At 70.0% G+C, this 18175-nt stretch carries 17 protein-coding genes and 2 tRNA genes; 5 read left to right on the top strand and 14 right to left on the bottom strand.

All coding sequences use genetic code 11. The features are described from left to right. The first annotated feature begins 186 nt into the window (after window positions 1-186). Window positions 187-2763 (top strand): valine--tRNA ligase, encoded by a 2577-nt coding sequence (gene valS, locus L0965_RS12420; protein ID WP_101306280.1) that lies wholly within the window; start codon window positions 187-189, stop codon window positions 2761-2763. Window position 2764: 1 nt separating this feature from the next. After that, window positions 2765-3013 carry a hypothetical protein gene (locus L0965_RS12415; RefSeq protein WP_101306279.1) on the top strand — a complete coding sequence of 83 codons (249 nt, stop codon included), beginning with the start codon at window positions 2765-2767 and terminating at the stop codon, window positions 3011-3013. A gap of 15 nt (window positions 3014-3028) precedes the next feature. Here the strand turns inward: L0965_RS12415 and L0965_RS12410 are convergent, their stop codons facing one another. The 3 genes from L0965_RS12410 to L0965_RS12400 form a co-directional block, all read right to left on the bottom strand. Then, window positions 3029-3601 carry a dihydrofolate reductase family protein gene (locus L0965_RS12410; protein WP_101307230.1) on the bottom strand — a complete coding sequence of 191 codons (573 nt, stop codon included), beginning with the start codon at window positions 3599-3601 and terminating at the stop codon, window positions 3029-3031. Window positions 3602-3670: 69 nt separating this feature from the next. Continuing rightward, window positions 3671-4984 (bottom strand): MFS transporter, encoded by a 1314-nt coding sequence (locus tag L0965_RS12405; RefSeq protein WP_101306278.1) that lies wholly within the window; start codon window positions 4982-4984, stop codon window positions 3671-3673. Further along, window positions 4981-5601, bottom strand: a complete 621-nt coding sequence (locus L0965_RS12400; protein ID WP_061781786.1) for a helix-turn-helix domain-containing protein — start codon at window positions 5599-5601, stop codon at window positions 4981-4983. The genes L0965_RS12405 and L0965_RS12400 overlap by 4 nt, the downstream gene beginning before the upstream one ends. A 71-nt stretch (window positions 5602-5672) precedes the next feature. Between L0965_RS12400 and L0965_RS12395 the strand changes: the two genes are divergently transcribed. Next, a complete protein-coding gene (locus L0965_RS12395) occupies window positions 5673-7730 on the top strand; it encodes a M3 family metallopeptidase (RefSeq protein ID WP_101306277.1) in 2058 nt (685 codons plus the stop codon). Window positions 7731-7778: 48 nt separating this feature from the next. On the opposite strand, the gene L0965_RS12390 is transcribed toward L0965_RS12395, so the two are convergent. From L0965_RS12390 to L0965_RS12365, 6 genes are all read right to left on the bottom strand, one after another. Next, the gene (locus tag L0965_RS12390) at window positions 7779-8330 is read right to left on the bottom strand and encodes a hypothetical protein (RefSeq protein WP_234057990.1); all 552 of its coding nucleotides are present in this window, start codon (window positions 8328-8330) and stop codon (window positions 7779-7781) included. 5 nt (window positions 8331-8335) lie between these two features. Beyond that, the gene (clpX, locus tag L0965_RS12385; RefSeq protein ID WP_060958541.1) at window positions 8336-9604 is read right to left on the bottom strand and encodes an ATP-dependent Clp protease ATP-binding subunit ClpX; all 1269 of its coding nucleotides are present in this window, start codon (window positions 9602-9604) and stop codon (window positions 8336-8338) included. 158 nt (window positions 9605-9762) lie between these two features. After that, window positions 9763-10428, bottom strand: a complete 666-nt coding sequence (locus tag L0965_RS12380; protein ID WP_060958540.1) for an ATP-dependent Clp protease proteolytic subunit — start codon at window positions 10426-10428, stop codon at window positions 9763-9765. 11 nt (window positions 10429-10439) lie between these two features. Further along, on the bottom strand, window positions 10440-11024 hold the full coding sequence (locus tag L0965_RS12375) for an ATP-dependent Clp protease proteolytic subunit (RefSeq protein WP_060958539.1): 585 nt from the start codon (window positions 11022-11024) through the stop codon (window positions 10440-10442). A gap of 257 nt (window positions 11025-11281) precedes the next feature. Next, entirely contained in the window at window positions 11282-12760 is a 1479-nt protein-coding gene (gene tig, locus L0965_RS12370; protein ID WP_101306276.1) for a trigger factor, read from the bottom strand. A 71-nt stretch (window positions 12761-12831) separates the two neighbouring features. Continuing rightward, a tRNA-Pro gene (locus tag L0965_RS12365) sits at window positions 12832-12905 on the bottom strand. A 106-nt stretch (window positions 12906-13011) separates the two neighbouring features. Between L0965_RS12365 and L0965_RS12360 the strand changes: the two genes are divergently transcribed. Next, window positions 13012-13085, top strand: a tRNA-Gly gene (locus L0965_RS12360). A gap of 23 nt (window positions 13086-13108) precedes the next feature. Here L0965_RS12360 and L0965_RS12355 read toward each other — a convergent pair. Next, the gene (locus L0965_RS12355; protein WP_101306275.1) at window positions 13109-13648 is read right to left on the bottom strand and encodes a gamma carbonic anhydrase family protein; all 540 of its coding nucleotides are present in this window, start codon (window positions 13646-13648) and stop codon (window positions 13109-13111) included. A 132-nt stretch (window positions 13649-13780) separates the two neighbouring features. Between L0965_RS12355 and L0965_RS12350 the strand changes: the two genes are divergently transcribed. Beyond that, on the top strand, window positions 13781-14266 hold the full coding sequence (locus L0965_RS12350) for a Dps family protein (RefSeq protein ID WP_101306274.1): 486 nt from the start codon (window positions 13781-13783) through the stop codon (window positions 14264-14266). 67 nt (window positions 14267-14333) lie between these two features. On the opposite strand, the gene L0965_RS12345 is transcribed toward L0965_RS12350, so the two are convergent. From L0965_RS12345 to L0965_RS12330, 4 genes are read right to left on the bottom strand one after another with little or no spacing between them, the layout of a single operon-like run. Next, entirely contained in the window at window positions 14334-15830 is a 1497-nt protein-coding gene (locus L0965_RS12345; protein ID WP_198553706.1) for an amidohydrolase, read from the bottom strand. A 5-nt stretch (window positions 15831-15835) separates the two neighbouring features. Next, a complete protein-coding gene (locus L0965_RS12340) occupies window positions 15836-16549 on the bottom strand; it encodes an FMN-binding negative transcriptional regulator (protein ID WP_101306272.1) in 714 nt (237 codons plus the stop codon). A gap of 37 nt (window positions 16550-16586) precedes the next feature. Continuing rightward, window positions 16587-17585, bottom strand: a complete 999-nt coding sequence (locus L0965_RS12335) for an Fpg/Nei family DNA glycosylase (RefSeq protein WP_101306271.1) — start codon at window positions 17583-17585, stop codon at window positions 16587-16589. Further along, on the bottom strand, window positions 17585-18127 hold the full coding sequence (locus tag L0965_RS12330; RefSeq protein ID WP_101306270.1) for a ribose-5-phosphate isomerase: 543 nt from the start codon (window positions 18125-18127) through the stop codon (window positions 17585-17587). The genes L0965_RS12335 and L0965_RS12330 overlap by 1 nt, the downstream gene beginning before the upstream one ends. Window positions 18128-18175 lie beyond the last annotated feature (48 nt).

Below are 18175 nucleotides of genomic sequence, written 5' to 3'. Positions count from 1 at the left end.
GGGCCGGCGGCGCGGCCGGACACCGTCCGATCCCGAGGAGATGTCGAGAGCCGAGGACGGGATGCCGGTGCCAGCTCCTCGGCATCCGCCAGCTCCTCGGCATCCGCACTCGGCCGGTAGACTGGGCGGACATCCACACTCAGGCACGCTCACACAGTGCCGCACATATCGCTCGAGGAGACCTCCATGTCGAACGCGCAGATTCCCGACAAGCCCGCCCTGGAAGGCCTCGAGCAGAAGTGGGATGCCGCGTGGAGCGCGGCCGGCACCTACCTGTTCGACCGCGACGCTGCCAAGGCCAAGGGTCGTGCCGGAGTCTTCTCGATCGACACGCCGCCGCCGACCGCATCCGGGTCGCTGCACATCGGCCACGTGTTCAGCTACACGCACACCGACGTCAAGGTGCGCTTCGAGCGCATGCGCGGCAAGACCGTCTTCTACCCGATGGGCTGGGACGACAACGGTCTGCCGACCGAGCGCCGCGTGCAGAACTTCTACGGCGTCCGCTGCGACACGTCGCTGCCCTATGACCCCGACTTCACTCCCCCGTTCCGCGGCGACGCGAAGAGCCTCAAGCCCGCCGACCAGGTGCCCATCAGCCGTCGCAACTTCATCGAGCTCTGCGAAGAGCTGACCCTGGAGGACGAGAAGGCGTTCGAGGACGTCTTCCGCCAGCTCGGACTGTCGGTGGACTGGACGCAGACGTATCGCACGATCTCCGACGACACGATCCGCACGAGCCAGCTCGCGTTCCTGCGCAACCTCGAGCGCGGAGAGGCCTACCAGGCGCTCGCGCCGACGCTGTGGGACATCGACTTCCGCTCGGCGATCGCGCAGGCCGAGCTCGAGGACCGCGAGCAGCAGGCCTCGTACCACCGCCTCGCCTTCCACAAGGGCGACGGCTCGGGCGACATCCACATCGAGACCACCCGCCCCGAGCTCCTCGCCGCGTGCGTCGCGCTCGTCGCGAACCCCGCGGACGAGCGCTACCAGCCGTACTTCGGCACGACGGTGCGCACGCCCGTCTTCGACGTCGAGGTCCCGGTGCTCGCCCACCCCCTCGCGCAGCAGGACAAGGGCTCGGGCATCGCGATGGTCTGTACCTTCGGCGACGTCACCGACATCATCTGGTGGCGCGAACTCGACCTGCCCAACCGCACGATCCTCGGCCAGGACGGCCGCATCCTCGCCGAGGCGCCCGACGCGCTCGTGACGGATGCCGCCAAGAGCGCGTACGCCGAGATCGCCGGCCTCACGGTCTTCAGCGCGAAGAAGAAGATGGTCGAGCTCCTCGAGGCGTCGGGCGAGCTGCTCGGGGTCTCGACCCCGTTCAGCCACCCGGTGAAGTTCTACGAGAAGGGCGACCGCGCCCTCGAGATCGTCTCGACGCGCCAGTGGTACCTGCGAAACGGCGCCCGCGACGAGGCGTTCCGCGACAAGCTCATCGCGCTCGGCCAGGGCATGAACTGGCATCCCGATTTCATGCGCGTGCGCTACGAGAACTGGACCAACGGCCTCACCGGAGACTGGCTCATCAGCCGTCAGCGTTTCTTCGGCGTGCCGATCCCGGTCTGGTACCCGCTGGACGAGAACGGCGACCGCGTCGAGGGCGGCGTGATCACGGCCGCGGCCGCGAGCCTGCCGGTGGATCCGACGACCGACGTGCCGCCCGGGTTCACGGAGGCTCAGCGCGGCGTCCCCGGCGGGTTCGAGGGCGAGAAGGACATCTTCGACACGTGGGCCACGTCGTCGCTCACGCCGCAGCTCGCGGGCGGGTGGCAGCGCGACGACGAGCTGTGGAACCTCGTCGCGCCGTTCGACCTGCGCCCGCAGGGCCAGGACATCATCCGCACGTGGCTGTTCTCCACGATGGTGCGCTCCGCCCTCGAGGACGACAGGGCTCCGTGGACGGATGCCGCCATCAGCGGCTTCATCGTCGATCCCGACCGCAAGAAGATGTCGAAGTCGAAGGGCAACGTCGTCACGCCCGCCGACATCCTCGATCAGCACGGCACCGATGCGGTGCGCTACTGGGCGGCTTCGAGCCGGCTGGGCGCCGACGCCGCCTTCGACCCCCAGAACCCGACGCAGGTCAAGATCGGCCGTCGGCTCGCGATCAAGGTCCTGAACGCGGCGAAGTTCGTGCTGTCGTTCCCCGTGCCCGCGGGCGCCGAGGTGACGCACGCCCTGGATGCCGCGATGCTCGCGACCCTCGACCAGGTCGTGCGCGACGCGACGAAGGCGTTCGAGGCCTACGACCACGCCCGCGCGCTGGAGATCACCGAGGCCTTCTTCTGGACCTTCTGCGACGACTACCTCGAGCTCGTGAAGGAGCGCGCCTACAACCAGACCGATGTGGGCCAGGCCTCGGCCGCGCTCGCACTGCGGCTGGCCCTCTCGACGCTGCTGCGCCTGCTCGCGCCGGTGCTCGCGTTCGCCGCGGAGGAGGCGTGGTCGTGGTTCGAGGACGGTTCGGTGCACACCGCGCCCTGGCCGGAGCCGGCGGGCATCGACGGCGACCCCGCGATCCTCGTCGCCGCGAGCGCCGCGCTCATCGGCATCCGCCGTGCGAAGACGGAGGCCAAGGCATCGCAGAAGACGCCGGTCGCGCGCCTCGTCCTGCGTGGGGATGACGCGACGATCGCCGCACTGTTGCTCGCCGAGGGCGATCTCAAGGCCGTCGGTCGGATCTCCGACCTGCAGCTGGTCGGCGGCGGCGAGGCCCTCGTCGTGGATGCCGTCGAACTCGCGCCGGAGGCCTGAGATGCAGCTCGGAACCCGATGGACGAGCGGTGACGAGCCGCCCGCGGCCGTTCCCGCGATGCTGCGAGGGCAGATCCACGCCGTCGATCGTGCGCTCCCCCGCGACGAGCTGGGACAGCCGCGTCCGCGGTGGACCCTCACGTTCCTCGAAGGCCGCCCGATCGCGGAACTCGACACCGGTGTGATCGTGGAGGCCACGGCATCCGGCGAGGTGGTCGTGCGGCACGACGACGAGGACGACTTCGCCTGAGTGCGGGAACGGCCGTCAGTCGGTGTCTCCGGCTGCGGCCTCGACGCGGTAGACGAGGCGGGCGAACGGACCGACCGCGTCGGCACGGCGCAGGGTCAGGCGGTCGGACTCGATGCGTCGCGGCAGCACCGGCGCGCCGCCGCCGAGCGTCACGGGTGCGATCGACACGGCGATCTCGTCGAGGGCGCCGACGTCGAAGAACTGGCCGGCCAGGTCGCCGCCGCCGACGACCCAGATGTCGCGATCGCCTGCGGCCGCACGGATCTGCGGCAGCACCTCGGCGACCGAGCCGGACACCAGGGTGACGTCCGCACCGACGGGGACCGGGAGTGCACGCGTGGTGAAGACGAAGGTCGGCTTGTCCGCGTAGAGCTGCTGCCAGCGTTCGGGGTGCGAGAGCAGGTCTTCGGCGGCGAGCACCCACTCGTAGGTGGTCGATCCCTCCACGAGAACCCCCGCATCCGACGGCAGCAGCTCCGGGTCGGGATCCGCGTCACCCGCCGCGGCGAACAGCCACGCGAGCGCGTTGTCGGCGTCGGCGATGAACCCGTCGAGCGAGGCGGCGGTGTCGTAGATGATTCGTGCCATGCCGACGACGCTAGCGGCGGTCACCGACACCGACACCGACACCCCTCCGACGCGGGGGCCGCGCCCGTCTCACGGCAGTTCGGCTCCCGCCTCGCGGGTTCCCACGATGAGCAGCCGCACGCCGAGGAGGGCGACGATGGCCGTCGCGGCGCCGCCCACGAGGAACGGCAGACGCAGGTCGACGCGGGCGACCAAGCCGCCGAGGATCGTCGCGATCGGGAACATCCCCCACGTCACGGTGCGGGCCACTCCGAGCACGCGGCCGAAGATCTCGGGGGGCACGATCTGCTGGCGGAGACTGCCCCACGGCACGTTCCAGATCGACACGGCGCACGCCGCGAGGGCGAACGCGATGATGGCGGTCCAGATCGACGGAGCGAGCCCCGTGAGGAGCATGGCGATGCCGCCGCTGAAGATCGCCCAGAACATGACCGGCCCGCGACCCCAGCGCGCGACCAGGCGCGGTGAGACGAGGGAGCCGCAGAGGGCGCCGACGCCGATGCCCGCCGTGACGAATCCGATCGCGGCCGCGGGCACGGCCATGGCGTCGATGAAGAACAGCACGAGGACGGCCTGCGCGAAGGCGAGGGCGCTTCCGGTGAAGGCCGTGAACATCACCATGGTGCGCAGATACCGGTGGTGCCAGAGATAGGCGAGGGCGTCGCGCGTGCCGGTCCGCGGCGTGGGTGTCGTGTCCGCGGTGGCGGTGGCGGTGGCGGTCGCGGCCGTGTCGCCGCGGAGCGAGCGCGCCGCCGAAAGCGGCAGCAGCAGGGCGAGCACGACCGGCACGAGGTAGCCCGCCGAGCCGATCCACAGCGGAAGGGCGAGCGAGACGGCGAACAGCACACCCGAGATCGGCGTCGCGATGAAGCTGTCCACGGTGACCTGGGCGGCTTGGACCCACCCGTTGGCGCGATCCAGCTGATCCCGCTCCACGACACCGGGAATGACCGCGTTCGTGGCGTTGTCGAACAGGGTCTCGCCGAGGCCGAAGATCAGGGTCGCGGCGAACAACGCCCAGAGGGTGAGTCCTCCGGAGGCGCCGAGGATCGCGAGCCACAGTGCGACGCCGCCGCGGATCACGTTGGCCAGCGCCATGACGTAGCGACGGTCGAGCCGGTCGACGATCATGCCGGCCGGCAACCCGAAGACCAGCCAGGGCAGGAAGGCGAGCGCGGTCAGCACCGAGATCACCAGGGGGTCGGAGCTGAGCGTGATGGCGATCAGCGGCACGGCCGTGCGGCCGATGCCGTCGGCGAGGTTGCTGAAGACGGCGGCCGACCAGAGGGTGCGGAAGCCCCGGCCCAGCGGACGCTTGTGCACGGGCACGTCCGGTGCGGATGCCGGCGCGGCGGCATCCGCAGAAGCGGTGGGAACGGTCATGAGCTGAGTCCTTCGTCGGGGAGGGGGAACAGGTCGGTGCGGATGCTGACCGGGCGCAGGCCCTCGCCGGTCTGGTCGCGGTAGAGATCGACGTAGCGCAGCACGACCTCGTGGATCTCGGTCGCCAAGGCCTCCATCTGCGCGGACGTGAGCCGCAGCGTGGAGGTGGCGATCATGGCCTCGGCCTCGTCGAGACTCTCGGCGGAGATGAGCGTCTCGTTGACGTAGCGCATCAGCTGCTGATGGCGGCGGGTGAGGAACTCGCTCATGACGAGCTGGGTCGCGGCCTTGCCCGCGGGCGTCTTCATCGCCTCCGGGTTCGTGAAGGAGATGCCGCCCTTGGGGCGCTCCCACCAGCGCTCCCGCCCCGTGCCGCGGTCGCTGACCTCGCGGATGAGATCGTGCTTCGCGAGGGCGCGCAGGTGATAGCTGGTCGCGCCGGAGGACTCCCCCGTCATCGCCGCCAGGGAGCTCGCCGTCTGGGGGCCGTACTGGTTGAGGATGTCGTAGATCTCGATGCGGAGCGGGTGCGCGAGCGCGCGCAGGGCGCCGGCATCGAGCCGGCGCTCCTCCTCGCGCGCGTTCGGGACGGCAGGGGCCGCGTCGTCTGTGGTCATGGTGCAAAGATAGCGTTGCAAAGAATGCTTTGCAAGTGAATCTTTGCACGGAACGGGCCTACGCTGGTGTCATGACCGACGTCGATCCCCACCCCCTGCTGACGCCCTCCTCCCTGCCCTACGGACTCCCCGACTACCCCTCGATCTCGCCCGCGCACTACCTCCCCGCGTTCGCCGAGGCGTTCGCCCGCCACCGTGCGGAGATCGACGCGATCATCGGCGATGAGTCCGCCCCGACGTTCGAGAACACGATCGTCGCGCTCGAGCGTGCCGGCGACCTGCTCGGTCAGGTCTCGCGGACCTTCTACACCGTCTCGTCCGCCGACTCGACGCCCGAGATCCAGCAGATCGAAGAGACCCTGGCGCCGCTGATGGCCGCGCACCACGATGCCGTGCAGCTGGACAGCGCCCTCTACGCGCGCGTGCGCGCCGTGTACGAGAGCCGCGAGGGCCTCGACCTGTCGCCGGAGGAGCGCTATCTCGTGGAACGCCGGTTCCGCGAGATGACGCACGCCGGCGCCGGCCTGGACGATGCCCAGAAGGCGCAGCTCACCGAGCTGAACCAGCACCTCTCGGTGCTGACGACGACGTTCGAGAAGAACCTCCTGGCCGACACGAACGAGCTCGCGGTGGTCTTCGACGACGCGGACGAGCTCGACGGTCTCACCGACGGCGAGCTGTCCGCCGCCGCGCAGAACGCGGTGGATCGCGGCCTCCCCGGGCGGTATGTCGTGACGCTCACGCTGTTCACCGGGCATCCCTATCTGTCCAGCCTCACCCGGCGCGACAGCCGCCGCCGGCTGCTGGAGGCATCGCGCGCCCGGGGATCTCGGGGCAACGCCCACGACAACCGCGACGTGCTGCGCCGGATCGTGCGCCTGCGTGCCCAGCGGGCGGCGCTGCTGGGCTACGAGAACCACGCGGCCTACGTCACGAGCGACGAGACCGCGGGCTCGCCCCAAGCCGTGCACGCGCTGCTGCGGGAGCTGGCGGCGCCGGCGGCGGCGAACGCCCGCTCCGAGCAGGCGGCGCTGCAGGCGATGGTGGATGCCGAGTCCGCACCCTTCCCGCTCGAGGCGCACGACTGGGCCTTCTACACCGAGCGGGTGCGGGCGGCCGAGTACGACCTCGACCGCACCGCGCTGCGTCCGTGGTTCGAGGCCGAACGGGTCCTCATCGACGGCGTGTTCCACGCGGCCACGGCCCTGTACGGCATCACGTTCACCGAGCGCCCCGACCTTCCCGCGTACCACCCCGACGTGCGGGTCTTCGAGGTCCACAACGCCGACGGGTCGGAGCTGGGGCTGTTCCTGTTCGATCTGTACACGCGCGACACCAAGCGGGGCGGTGCGTGGATGAACTCCATCGTCACGCAGTCGCGTCTGCGCGGCACGCGTCCCATCGTCGTCAACAACCTCAATGTGCCCAAGCCCGCTCCGGGGATGCCGACGCTGCTGACCCTCGACGAGGTCACCACCCTCTTCCACGAGTTCGGCCACGCGCTGCACGGCCTGTTCGCGACCGTCACCTTCCCCCACTTCGCGGGGACGGCGGTCTTCCGCGACTTCGTGGAGTTCCCGAGCCAGGTGAACGAGATGTGGATCCTCTGGCCCGAGATCCTCTCGGCCTACGCTCGGCACGTGGACACGGGCGAGCCGCTCCCCCAGGACGTCGTCGACAAGCTCCACGCCTCCGAAGCCTTCAACCAGGGCTTTGCGACCAGTGAGTACCTCGCCGCCGCCTGGCTCGATCAGGCCTGGCACTCCCTCGACCTCGCGGCCGCGGACGCCGTCGAGGACGTGGCGGGCTTCGAGGCCTCCGCCCTCGCGGACATCGGTCTGGACAACCCCGTCGTCCCCACCCGCTACTCCTCCACCTACTTCGCCCACGTCTTCTCGGGCGGGTACAGCGCCGGCTACTACTCGTACATCTGGAGCGAGGTGCTCGACGCCGACACCGTCGAGTGGTTCAAGGAGAACGGCGGGCTCACACGTGCGGGAGGCGACCGCTTCCGCGAGCGTCTGCTGGGCGTCGGAGGCTCGAAGGATCCGCTCGAGGCCTACCGGGACTTCCGCGGTCGTGATGCGGTCATCGCGCCGCTGCTCGCCCGCCGGGGTCTCGCCGGCTGACGCGCGTGCGTGCGGGCGGCCGGGCACCGTGCCCCGGCCGCCCGCACATCACGGGGTGGACGTCGGTGTCGCCGGCGCCGGAGACGCCGACGCGGTCGGCGATGCGGACGGGGACGCCGGGGGGATGCTGGCGGGGCAGTCGATCGGGCGGTACCACGCGCGGCTCTCCCGCACGTGGAAGCGGAAGCACTCCTGAGCGCTGCCCGCCGCGACCCCGGGCTGGAACAGCTCCCTCGACGGCTGGGAGCCGACGTCGACACGGATCGCGACGTCGACGCGGGCGCCGTCCGCGTCGGAGGTCGTGCCGCGCCAGGCGTAGGCGTCGATGTGGGCGCCCCCGATGTCGCCGAACTGCGTGGCGGCGAGAGTCTCGGCATCCGTGGCCGTGTGGGGCGCCGACAGGCGGTGTTCGAGCGCACGCGCCGCGGCATCCACACGATCGTGCGCGATCGACTCCCCGTCGCGCGGTCCGAAGGCGTGCATGAAGGTCACGGCACCGACGCCGGCGACGATGAGGGCGGCCATGATCGTCGCGAGTGCGATGCGGAGGACGCGAAGTCCCGCGCTCTGCGGCGGGCGGGCCGGATCCGGTGCCGTCACCGGGGTCAGGCGCTCTTGCGCTTGTGCTCCAGCACGAGGGTCGGCGGAGCACCTTCGGTCACGGCGGCGCGGGTGACGATCACCTTGGCGACGTCCTCGGTCGAGGGGATCTCGAACATGATCGGACCGAGGACGTCTTCGAGGATCGCGCGCAGACCGCGGGCGCCGGTCTTGCGGGCCACGGCGAGATCGGCGATCGCGCGGAGCGCGTCCTCCTCGAACTCGAGCTCGGCGCCGTCGAGCTCGAACATGCGCTGGTACTGCTTGACGAACGCGTTCTTCGGTCCGGTGAGGATCTCGATCAGCGCGGTCTGGTCCAGCGGAGCGACGGAGGTGACCACGGGCAGGCGTCCGATGAACTCGGGGATCAGACCGAACTTGTGCAGGTCCTCCGGCTCGACCTCGCTGAACAGGTCGAGCTCCTTGCCCTTCTCCTGCAGGGGGGCGCCGAAGCCGACGCCGTGCTTGCCCACCCGCGACGAGATGATGTCCTCGAGACCGGCGAACGCACCGGCCACGATGAACAGCACGTTCGTCGTGTCGATCTGGATGAACTCCTGGTGGGGATGCTTGCGGCCGCCCTGCGGGGGCACCGAGGCCACGGTCCCCTCGAGGATCTTCAGCAGCGCCTGCTGGACGCCCTCGCCCGACACGTCGCGGGTGATGGAGGGGTTCTCGGCCTTCCGGGCGATCTTGTCGACCTCGTCGATGTAGATGATGCCCGTCTCGGCCCGCTTGACGTCGAAGTCGGCGGCCTGCAGAAGCTTCAGGAGGATGTTCTCGACGTCTTCGCCGACGTAGCCCGCCTCGGTCAGTGCCGTCGCGTCGGCCACCGCGAAGGGGACGTTCAACCGCTTCGCGAGCGTCTGCGCCAGATAGGTCTTGCCGCATCCGGTGGGACCGAGGAGCAGGATGTTGCTCTTCGCGATCTCGACCTCATCGGCCCGCTGCTCGGCGCTCTGCAGGGTGCCGTGGGCGCGGACGCGCTTGTAGTGGTTGTAGACGGCGACCGAGAGCGCCTTCTTGGCGGCATCCTGGCCGACGACGTACTCCTCGAGGAACGAGAAGATCTCGCGCGGCTTGGGGAGGTCGAAGTCGCTGACGACGCCGTCGGAAGACTCCGCCATGCGCTCTTCGATGATCTCGTTGCACAGCTCGACGCACTCGTCGCAGATGTACACGCCGGGACCGGCGATCAGCTGCTGCACCTGCTTCTGGCTCTTGCCGCAGAAGGAGCATTTGAACAGGTCGGCGCTCTCACCGATGCGAGCCATGATGCCCCTCCTCCAGAAAACTCTCAGGGATGCGTTTCGAGCCTAACCGCTGAGACCGACATCTCGGCGGATTGCGACACGGAAGTGAACGTCTCGACGTATGACGAGGCCCCGTCGTCGGCGGGACGACGGGGCCTCGGTCGGCGGATGCCGCGGGATCAGGCGGTCAGCGCCGCGGGAACCCGCTTGCGCGAGGTCAGCACCTGGTCGACGATGCCGTACTCGAGCGCCTCGGACGCCGAGAGGATCTTGTCGCGGTCGATGTCCTTGTTGACCTGCTCTTGCGTGCGGTTGGTGTGCCGGGCCATCGTCTCCTCAAGCCACGTGCGCATGCGCATGATCTCCGCGGCCTGGATCTCGATGTCCGACGCCTGGCCGTGTCCGGCCTCGCCGACGGCGGGCTGGTGCATCAGGATGCGGGCGTTCGGCAGTGCGAGGCGCTTGCCGGGGGCGCCGGCGGCCAGCAGCACCGAGGCGGCCGAGGCGGCCTGGCCCAGCACGACGGTCTGGATCTGCGGCGACACGTACTGCATGGTGTCGTAGATCGCGGTCATGGCCGTGAACGAGCCGCCCGGTGAGTTGATGTACATGACGATGTCGCGGTCGGGGTCCTGGGACTCGAGCACGAGCAACTGAGCCATGACGTCGTCGGCCGAGGCGTCGTCGACCTGCACGCCGAGGAAGATCACGCGGTCTTCGAACAGCTTGTTGTACGGGTCCTGGCGCTTGTAGCCGTAGGCGGTGCGCTCCTCGAACTGGGGCAGGATGTAGCGGCTGGAGGGCATCTGGAAGCCCTGCGGGATGCCGGCGGTGGGCATGTTCATGATCGGGTCCTTCAGTTCTTGGTGCCGCCGCCGCCGATGACATCGGTGGCCGATTCGCGGATGTGGTCGACGAAGCCGTAGGCGAGGGCCTCCTCGGCGGAGAACCAGCGGTCGCGGTCGCCGTCGGCGTTGACCTGCTCGACGGACTTGCCCGTCTGCGCCGCCGTGATCTCCGCGAGACGCTTCTTCATGTCGAGGATGAGCTGCGCCTGGGTCTGGATGTCGCTCGCGGTTCCGCCGAAGCCGCCGTGGGGCTGGTGCAGCAGCACACGAGCGTTGGGCGTGATGTAGCGCTTGCCCTTCGTGCCGGCGGTGAGCAGCAGCTGGCCCATCGATGCGGCCATGCCGATGCCGACGGTGACGATGTCGTTCGGCACGAACTGCATCGTGTCGTAGATCGCCATGCCGGCCGTGATCGATCCGCCGGGCGAGTTGATGTAGAGGTAGATGTCCTTCTCGCTGTCCTCGGCCGCGAGGAGCAGGATCTTGGCGCAGATCTCGTTCGCGTTCTCGTCACGCACCTCCGACCCGAGCCAGATGATGCGGTCTCTCAGCAGCCTGTCGAAGACGCTCGTAGCGACAAGTGGTTCAGCCATGGATACTCCTGATTCCGGGTTTCCGTACGCCATTGAATCTATCTGCGCGCGCCGTCCGCCTCGCCCGTGTTCGCCGTCGGCGGAGCACCGTGTCGGGCGCGCCGTCTCGGGGACGACGAAGGGCCGGATGCCGTGGCATCCGACCCTTCGCACCGGGGTACCCGGTCGTTGAGCGAGCGGAGCGCGTCGAAACGCTCCCCCGCCGCGCCCGGTCGTTGAGCGAGCGCAGCGAGTCGAAACGCTCCGCGCCGCGAGCTCTACTCGGCGTCCGCCTTCTTGGCCGGAGCCTTCTTGGCGGCGGGCTTCTTCGCGGCCGGCTTCTCGGCGGCGTCCGCGTCGGCCTTCTTGGCGGCCGGCTTGCGGGCCGGGGCCTTCTTGGCGGGCTTCGCCTCGGCGTCGGCGGCCTCGTCGGCGATCTCCTGCGCCTCGGCGACGACCTCTTCCTCGGCCTCCGCCTCGTCCTCGACGATGAAGCCGGTCAGGTTGACCGTCTTGCCGTTGGTGTCGACGACCGACACCTTGCCGAGCGCGATCGCGAGGGCCTTGTTACGGGCGACCTCGCCGACCATCGCCGGGAGCTGGTTGCCCTGCTGGAGCGCGTCGACGAACTCCTGGGGCGCCATGCCGTACTGCGCGGCGGACTGGATGAGGTACTGGGTCAGCTCCTCCTGCGAGACCTGCACGTCGTGCGCCTCGGCGAGCTTGTCGAGGATCATCTGGGTGCGGAACTGCTTCTCGCTGGCCTCGGTGACCTCGGCGCGGTGCTCGTCGTCCTCGAGGCGTCCCTCGCCCTCGAGGTGCGCGTGCACCTCATCCTCGACGAGCTGCGCGGGAACGGGGATCTCGACCTTGGCGAGGAGGGCCTCGATGAGCTTGTCGCGCGCCGCGGCGCCCTGGACGTACACCGACTGCTCGGAGACGCGCTCGGCGAGGCTGTCGCGCAGCTCGGCGATGGTGTCGAACTCGCTGGCCATCTGGGCGAAGTCGTCGTCGGCCTCGGGAAGCTCGCGCTCCTTCACGGCGGTGACGGTGACGGACACCTCGGCCTCGTCGCCGGCGTGGTCGCCGCCGACGAGCTTGCTGCGGAACGTCGTGTCCTCACCGGCGGTGAGCGACTCGACGGCCTCGTCGATGCCCTCGAGCAGCTCGCCCGAACCGACCTCGTACGAGACGCCCTCGGCGCGGTCGATCTCGGCACCGTCGATGGTGGCGACGAGGTTGAGCTCGACGAAGTCGCCCTTCGCCGCGGGACGGTCGACGGTCACGAGGGTGCCGAAGCGGCCGCGGAGGCGGTCGAGCTCGGCGTCGACGGCGGCGTCGTCGGTCTCGACGGCATCCACCTCGACCGTGACGTCGTCGAGGGCGGGCAGGTCGAACTCGGGGCGGACGTCCACCTCGACCTCGACCTTGAGGTCACCCGAGAAGTCCTTGTCGCTGGGCCACTCGATGACCTCGGCGGACGGACGGCCGACGATGCGGATCTCGTTGGCGGTGACGGCTTCGCGGTAGAAGTTGTCGAGGCCTTCGCTCACGGCGTGCTCGATCACGGCGCCGCGCCCGACGCGCTGATCGATGATCGGCGCGGGGACCTTGCCCTTGCGGAAACCGGGGATCTGGATGTCCTGGGCGATGTGCTCGTACGCGTGCGAGATGCTCGGCTTGAGCTCGTCCGGGGTGACCGTGATGTGCAGCTTGACCCGCGTCGGGCTGAGCTTCTCGACGGTGCTGGTGACCATGCCTGTTGTTCTCCTCGTGTCCGGACGCGCACGTGCGCGTCCGTGGTTTCTTAGGTCTTGGGGTCGTTCTGTCGGGGCGACAGGATTTGAACCTGCGGCCTCCCGCTCCCAAAGCGGGCGCTCTACCAAGCTGAGCTACGCCCCGGGCGCGCACTCACCGTTGCAGGTCGCGTGCGCCGTCTAACGGCCGTTGGTCAGTCTAGCCGACAAGACCTTGTAGACTCTTCGGGATGCCGCTTCCGCGCGGCCTCGGGGATGTAGCTCAATGGTAGAGCCTCAGTCTTCCAAACTGATGGTGCGGGTTCGATTCCCGTCATCCCCTCCACAGCTTCACTTCGCGACCTGCGCTCACCGCGCGTCCGACGCCGCCGCGTGGGACGCCGAATGCGCCCGGTAGATCTGGGCGTTGCGGAGGATCCCCGCCTTCTCCTCGTCGGTCAGCTCTCGGCGCACCTTGGCCGGGACGCCGGCGACGAGCGATCCGTCGGGGATGACGGCGCCTTCGAGGACGACCGCTCCCCCCGCGATCAGGCACCCCGAGCCGATGACCGCGCCCGACAGGATCACGCTGCCCATCCCGATGAGCGAGCCGTCGCCGATCCGGCAGCCGTGCACGACCGCGTTGTGACCCACCGAGACGTCGCGTCCGATGACCACGGGGTGGCCGGCATCCACGTGGACCGAGACGTTGTCCTGCAGGTTGCTTCCGGCTCCCACCGTGATGGCGGCGCTGTCACCGCGGACGACGGTGTTGTACCAGACGCTCGCACCCTCTTCGAGGGTCACGTCGCCGACCAGGCGCGCGCCGGCCGCGACGAACGCGCTCTCGTGTAACCGCGGCGTACCGGCGGGAATCGACAGGATCGAGGCGTCTACGGCGATCGTCATGACGCCGACGATAGTCGCCCTACCAAATTCACGGCTCGTGCGTAAGCCCAGCCTTCTCTTCCTTGCGGAATGAACGGGGCTGAGTAGCGTTGACAGCAACGGGGGACAACCCCGACGAACGGAGACGAGAACATGACCAAGACGCAGAACATTTCCATGACCGCTGCCGGCCCCGAGGCGGCCGCCGGCACCGCCCAGTTCCTGACGCCCGTCGTGCTCGGCCTGCAGGCTCTCGCCGTCAACGGCAAGCAGGCGCACTGGAACGTGCGCGGAGCGAACTTCATCGCGATCCACGAACTGCTCGACCAGGTCGTCAGCAACGCTCAGGGCTTCGCCGACCTCGCCGCCGAGCGGATCGTCGCCCTCGGCCTGCCGCTCGACGCCCGCGTGGCGACGGTGGCCGAGAAGACCGGCACCACCGCCGTTCCCGCCGGCTTCGCGCAGTGGCAGGACGAGATCGTCGCCGTCGTCGCCGACATGGATGCCGTTATCGCCGACGTCCAGGCCGCGATCGACGGGCTCGACGAGACCGACCTCACCAGCCAGGATGTCGCCATCGCGATCAAGGCCGGCCTCGAGAAGGACCGTTGGTTCCTCTCGGCTCACCTCGCCGCGTAACCGCGTCTTCGACGCAGAACGGAAGCCCCGGGCCTGTCGCCCGGGGCTTCCGTCGTTGCACGGCGCCTCACGCGACGTGGGTGAGCCGGCCTTCGATCATCGTGGCGCGCGCCGCCGTCGCCCTCAGCTCGGTCTCCGACGCGTCGAGGGGGTCGCGGTCGACGACCACGAGATCCGCCCGGTCGCCCGGGAAGAGCGCCGAGCCCGAGAGCGATCCGCCCCACGTCGATGCGGCCAGCGCGGTCGCGGCATCCACACCTTCCTCGGGGTGCCAGGCGGGCCGGCCATCGCGGGTCCGGAAGACCGCGGCGGCCATCGCGGCCCACGGATCGAGCGGCGCGACGGGCGCGTCCGAGCCGAACAGCAGGTTCGCGCCGGCGGCGGCGAGCGAGCGCAGCCCGTACGGCAGACCCGTCTGCGTCGCCCAGACCGTGTCGGTGATGTCGCGGTCGTCGACGGCGTGCTCCGGCTGAACGCTCGCGCCCACACCCAGGCGCGCGAAGCGCGGAACATCGGCGTGGGCCACGAGCTGCGCATGCTCGATCGTCCCGGTGGCGCCGCTGGCGGCGAACGCGTCGAGCGCGTGGGAGTTCGCGACGTCGCCGATCGCATGGACGGCGCATTCCAGACCGCCGCCGGTCGCGCGCACCATCAGCTCGACCAGGGCATCGGGGGGCACGGTGAGCACGCCGTGGTTGTGCGGGTCGCCCGGGTACGCGTGCGAGCATGCGGCGGTGCGGGTGCCGAGTGAGCCGTCGGTGATGACCTTCAGCGGGCCGACGCACACGAGTCCGGCGGGGTCGAGCGCGTCGCCGGAGGCCAGGCCCTCGGCGAGCGCGCGCTCCAGCTGCCCGGGATAGATCCCGAAGCGGATGCGGGTCGTGTCGAAACCGGCATCCAGCCGGCGGGCCCACGCCTCGGCGTTCCAGGCCATGTCGAGGTCGACGACGCCCACGACGCCGCGCGCCGCCGCCGCCTGCAGCGCCGACCGGACCAGGCGGTCGCCGATCGCGGGGTCGGCGGCGTTGAGGCGCCGCGAGATCTCGAAGGCGGGCTCCTCGCGGAGCACACCCGTGTCGTCGACGGGGAAACCCTCACGCTGGAGGGCGGCGGTGTTGAGCCAGACGCTGTGCACGTCGGCGTTGATGAGGTAGGTGGGCACCGTCCCGGTCGCCGCGTCGAGGGCCGCGAGGGTCATCTCGTCGGCCCAGAGTGCGTCGCGGAAGCCGCTTCCGACCCGGCGACCATCGGCGAGCACGGCCGCCCGGCCCATCCGTGAGGCTGCGTCGGCGGCCGACGTCGCGTCGCCGAGAGGCTCGCGCTGCGCCACGAGCGCCCACTGGACGGTGTGGACATGGTGGTCCCAGAGGCCGGGGATCACCCAGCCGCCGTCGGCGTCGAGGACTGTCCCCTGCCGCGGCAGGGCACGGGCGGGTGCAATGTCGACGATGCGGCCGTGGGACAGGTGGATGTCCACCGCATCCGCTCCGAACGGGTCGAGGCGGTCAGCGCCGGTGAGGCGCACGTCGGCGATGACGTCGACCGACTCGCCGTGCCCGGGCATCCCGCTCACAACTCCTCCTCGGCGGCGCTGCGGGGTGTGGCCGCGGCGTCTGCCGCCGTGTTCTGGCGGAGTTGCGCGGCTCGGCCGGCGCGGATCGCCGCGTGGGCACGGCGCATCTCGCCCGCCAGTCGCTGATCGGCGTACGGGCTGTTGCCGGCCTCCAGCTGCACCACGATCTCGTCCACGGTCTCGTCCGGCCGGTTCTGACTGAGCTTGCGTTTGGCCACCACGCGCGTCGGCGTGAGACGGAAGCCGACCGTGCCCCGCTCCAGCCGCCGCACGTACTCCTCGTCGTTGGGCGGCTGCCACATCAGTCGCGGCTGCGGGAGTCCGCTCTCGAACCGCGCGACGAGGCGGTCGAGCACGCGCAGGTTCTCCTCCGGCGTGAGGATCTCGGGGATGCCGGACAGGTGCACCGCCACATAGTTCCAGGTCGGCACGTTGGGCCCCGGCGGGTACCAGCCGGGCGAGATGTAGCCGTGCGGGCCCTGGGCGACGATGAGCAGTTCGCGCTCCCCCAGCCCGTGCACCGCATCGTCGGGCTTGCCGACGTGTCCGACGACCGTGAGGTCATCGCGCTCCTCGTCCAGCAGGACGGCGTAGTGAGAGGCGACGAGCCCTCCGTCGGAGGCGCTGACCAGCGTCATCCAGGGATTCAGCTCGAGGATGCGGCGAAGCTCCCCGACATCCGTCATCGCGAAGCTGGGGTTCTGTCTCATCCGCTCTCCTCCACCCCGGCGGCCTGGGCCGCCGTCGTCACTTCTGACAGCTCGGGCACCAGTACAACTTGCGTGCGCCCATCTCCTCCAGCACGATCTCCGTGCCGCACATCCGGCAGGGCAGGCCGGCCCGGTGATACACCCAGTGCCGGTCGTCTCGGCTCGCCATGGCCCGGCGGTACGCCTCCGGGTCGAGGTCGTCCATCGTCATCATCTGGCCGGTCTCGACGCCGATCACGAGCAGGCGGGCCCAATCCCGCCACAGTTCCCGGACGACCTCCTCGGGCACGAGCTTGCCCGGCGTGTGCGGGTCGAGCAGCGCCCGGTAGAGGAGTTCGGCGCGGTAGACGTTGCCGATGCCGCTCACGACCGACTGATCCATCAGCAGCAGCCCGATGGGGGTGGGCTTGCGGCGGACGGTCGTCACGAAACGCTCTTCGCCCTCGCCGAGGTCGTCGACCAGCGGATCGGGTCCGAGCTTGGCGATCGTCGCCTGCACCTCGTCCGGCGTCTGCAGCTCGCACGCCGTCGGTCCGCGCAGATCTGCCGAGGTGACGGCGGTCAGCAGACGCAGCCGCACCTGCCCGACCACCGGCGGCGGCCACTGGTCGTCGTCGGCGCTCTCGAGCCCGCGCGTCTGCTCGCTCATCCGCACGTGCACACGGGTGCGACGCGGCGCTCCGATCGAGCTCAGCGAGTTCTCGCCGGCGTCGTCGAAGACGGCGTCGAGATCGGTGCCGCGCTGGTTGGTCTGACCCATCCGGCCGTTGGCGGACGCGATCGTCGGATCGACCTCGATCTCGCCGGCGAAGTCCCACGCGCCGTACATGCCGAGGTGCACCCGCAGCCAGACGTCGCCGTCGAAGGCGAGGAACATCTGCTTGCCGACGGCGCGCACCTCGACGGCTTCGCGTCCGTCGATGACGGCGGCCCCCTCCGCGAAGCGGCCCTGCGGGCTGGATGCCGCGACCTCGCGGCCGACGATGTTGCGCTCGAACTGCCGCGCGATGCGGTGGACGGAGTGACCCTCGGGCATCAGCCGGCTTCGGGGTCCAACGCGTCGGCCGACTCCCCACCGACCGGGACGCCGGCCGTCGCGCGGGGGTCGGGGAGCAGGGAGCCGTCGGTCTCGAACGCCGCGAGCTGGGCGATGCGGCGCGCGTGCCGTTCCTCCCCCGAGAACGGCGTGGCGATGAAGCGGTCGATGAACGCGATGGCCTCGGTGACCGTGTGCTGGCGCGCACCGATCGAGATCACGTTGGCGTCGTTGTGCTCGCGGGCGAGTTCGGCGGTCGCGAGGTTCCAGACGAGGGCGGCGCGGATGCCGCGCACCTTGTTCGCTGCGATCTGCTCGCCGTTGCCGGAGCCGCCGAAGACGACGCCGAGCGTCTCGATGCCCGCGGCCTGGTCGCGCACGACGGCTTCGGCCGCGCGGATGCAGAACGCCGGGTAGTCGTCCAGGGGGTCGTACTCGATGGGGCCGTGGTCCACGACGTCGTGGCCCTGTTCGGCGAGGTGGTGCTGCAGCTGCGTCGAGAACTCGAGCCCCGCGTGATCGGTGGCGATGTGGATGCGCATGGTCACCATCCTAGGGACGGCCGCGACCGCGCGGCGGCGGCGATATGA

It is taken from the genome of Microbacterium sp. NFH-22A-Y (genome assembly GCF_021401375.1).
GTDB lineage: Bacteria > Actinomycetota > Actinomycetes > Actinomycetales > Microbacteriaceae > Microbacterium > Microbacterium hominis.
This window is presented reverse-complemented; position numbering and strand designations above follow the sequence as displayed.

Bases quoted from the DNA above. Each gene is read 5' to 3' on its own strand.
- clpX (WP_060958541.1), bottom strand. From the start codon at position 9,604: ATGGCTCGCATCGGTGAGAGCGCCGACCTGTTCAAATGCTCCTTCTGC.
- L0965_RS12410 (WP_101307230.1), bottom strand. From the start codon at position 3,601: ATGGCACGAATCATCTACGACACCGCCGCCTCGCTCGACGGGTTCATC.
- L0965_RS12405 (WP_101306278.1), bottom strand. From the start codon at position 4,984: ATGACCGTTCCCACCGCTTCTGCGGATGCCGCCGCGCCGGCATCCGCA.
- L0965_RS12415 (WP_101306279.1), top strand. From the start codon at position 2,765: ATGCAGCTCGGAACCCGATGGACGAGCGGTGACGAGCCGCCCGCGGCC.
- tig (WP_101306276.1), bottom strand. From the start codon at position 12,760: ATGGTCACCAGCACCGTCGAGAAGCTCAGCCCGACGCGGGTCAAGCTG.
- L0965_RS12350 (WP_101306274.1), top strand. From the start codon at position 13,781: ATGACCAAGACGCAGAACATTTCCATGACCGCTGCCGGCCCCGAGGCG.
- L0965_RS12380 (WP_060958540.1), bottom strand. From the start codon at position 10,428: ATGAACATGCCCACCGCCGGCATCCCGCAGGGCTTCCAGATGCCCTCC.
- L0965_RS12355 (WP_101306275.1), bottom strand. From the start codon at position 13,648: ATGACGATCGCCGTAGACGCCTCGATCCTGTCGATTCCCGCCGGTACG.
- L0965_RS12395 (WP_101306277.1), top strand. From the start codon at position 5,673: ATGACCGACGTCGATCCCCACCCCCTGCTGACGCCCTCCTCCCTGCCC.
- L0965_RS12335 (WP_101306271.1), bottom strand. From the start codon at position 17,585: ATGCCCGAGGGTCACTCCGTCCACCGCATCGCGCGGCAGTTCGAGCGC.
- L0965_RS12340 (WP_101306272.1), bottom strand. From the start codon at position 16,549: ATGAGACAGAACCCCAGCTTCGCGATGACGGATGTCGGGGAGCTTCGC.
- L0965_RS12345 (WP_198553706.1), bottom strand. From the start codon at position 15,830: ATGCCCGGGCACGGCGAGTCGGTCGACGTCATCGCCGACGTGCGCCTC.
- valS (WP_101306280.1), top strand. From the start codon at position 187: ATGTCGAACGCGCAGATTCCCGACAAGCCCGCCCTGGAAGGCCTCGAG.
- L0965_RS12400 (WP_061781786.1), bottom strand. From the start codon at position 5,601: ATGACCACAGACGACGCGGCCCCTGCCGTCCCGAACGCGCGCGAGGAG.
- L0965_RS12375 (WP_060958539.1), bottom strand. From the start codon at position 11,024: ATGGCTGAACCACTTGTCGCTACGAGCGTCTTCGACAGGCTGCTGAGA.
- L0965_RS12330 (WP_101306270.1), bottom strand. From the start codon at position 18,127: ATGCGCATCCACATCGCCACCGATCACGCGGGGCTCGAGTTCTCGACG.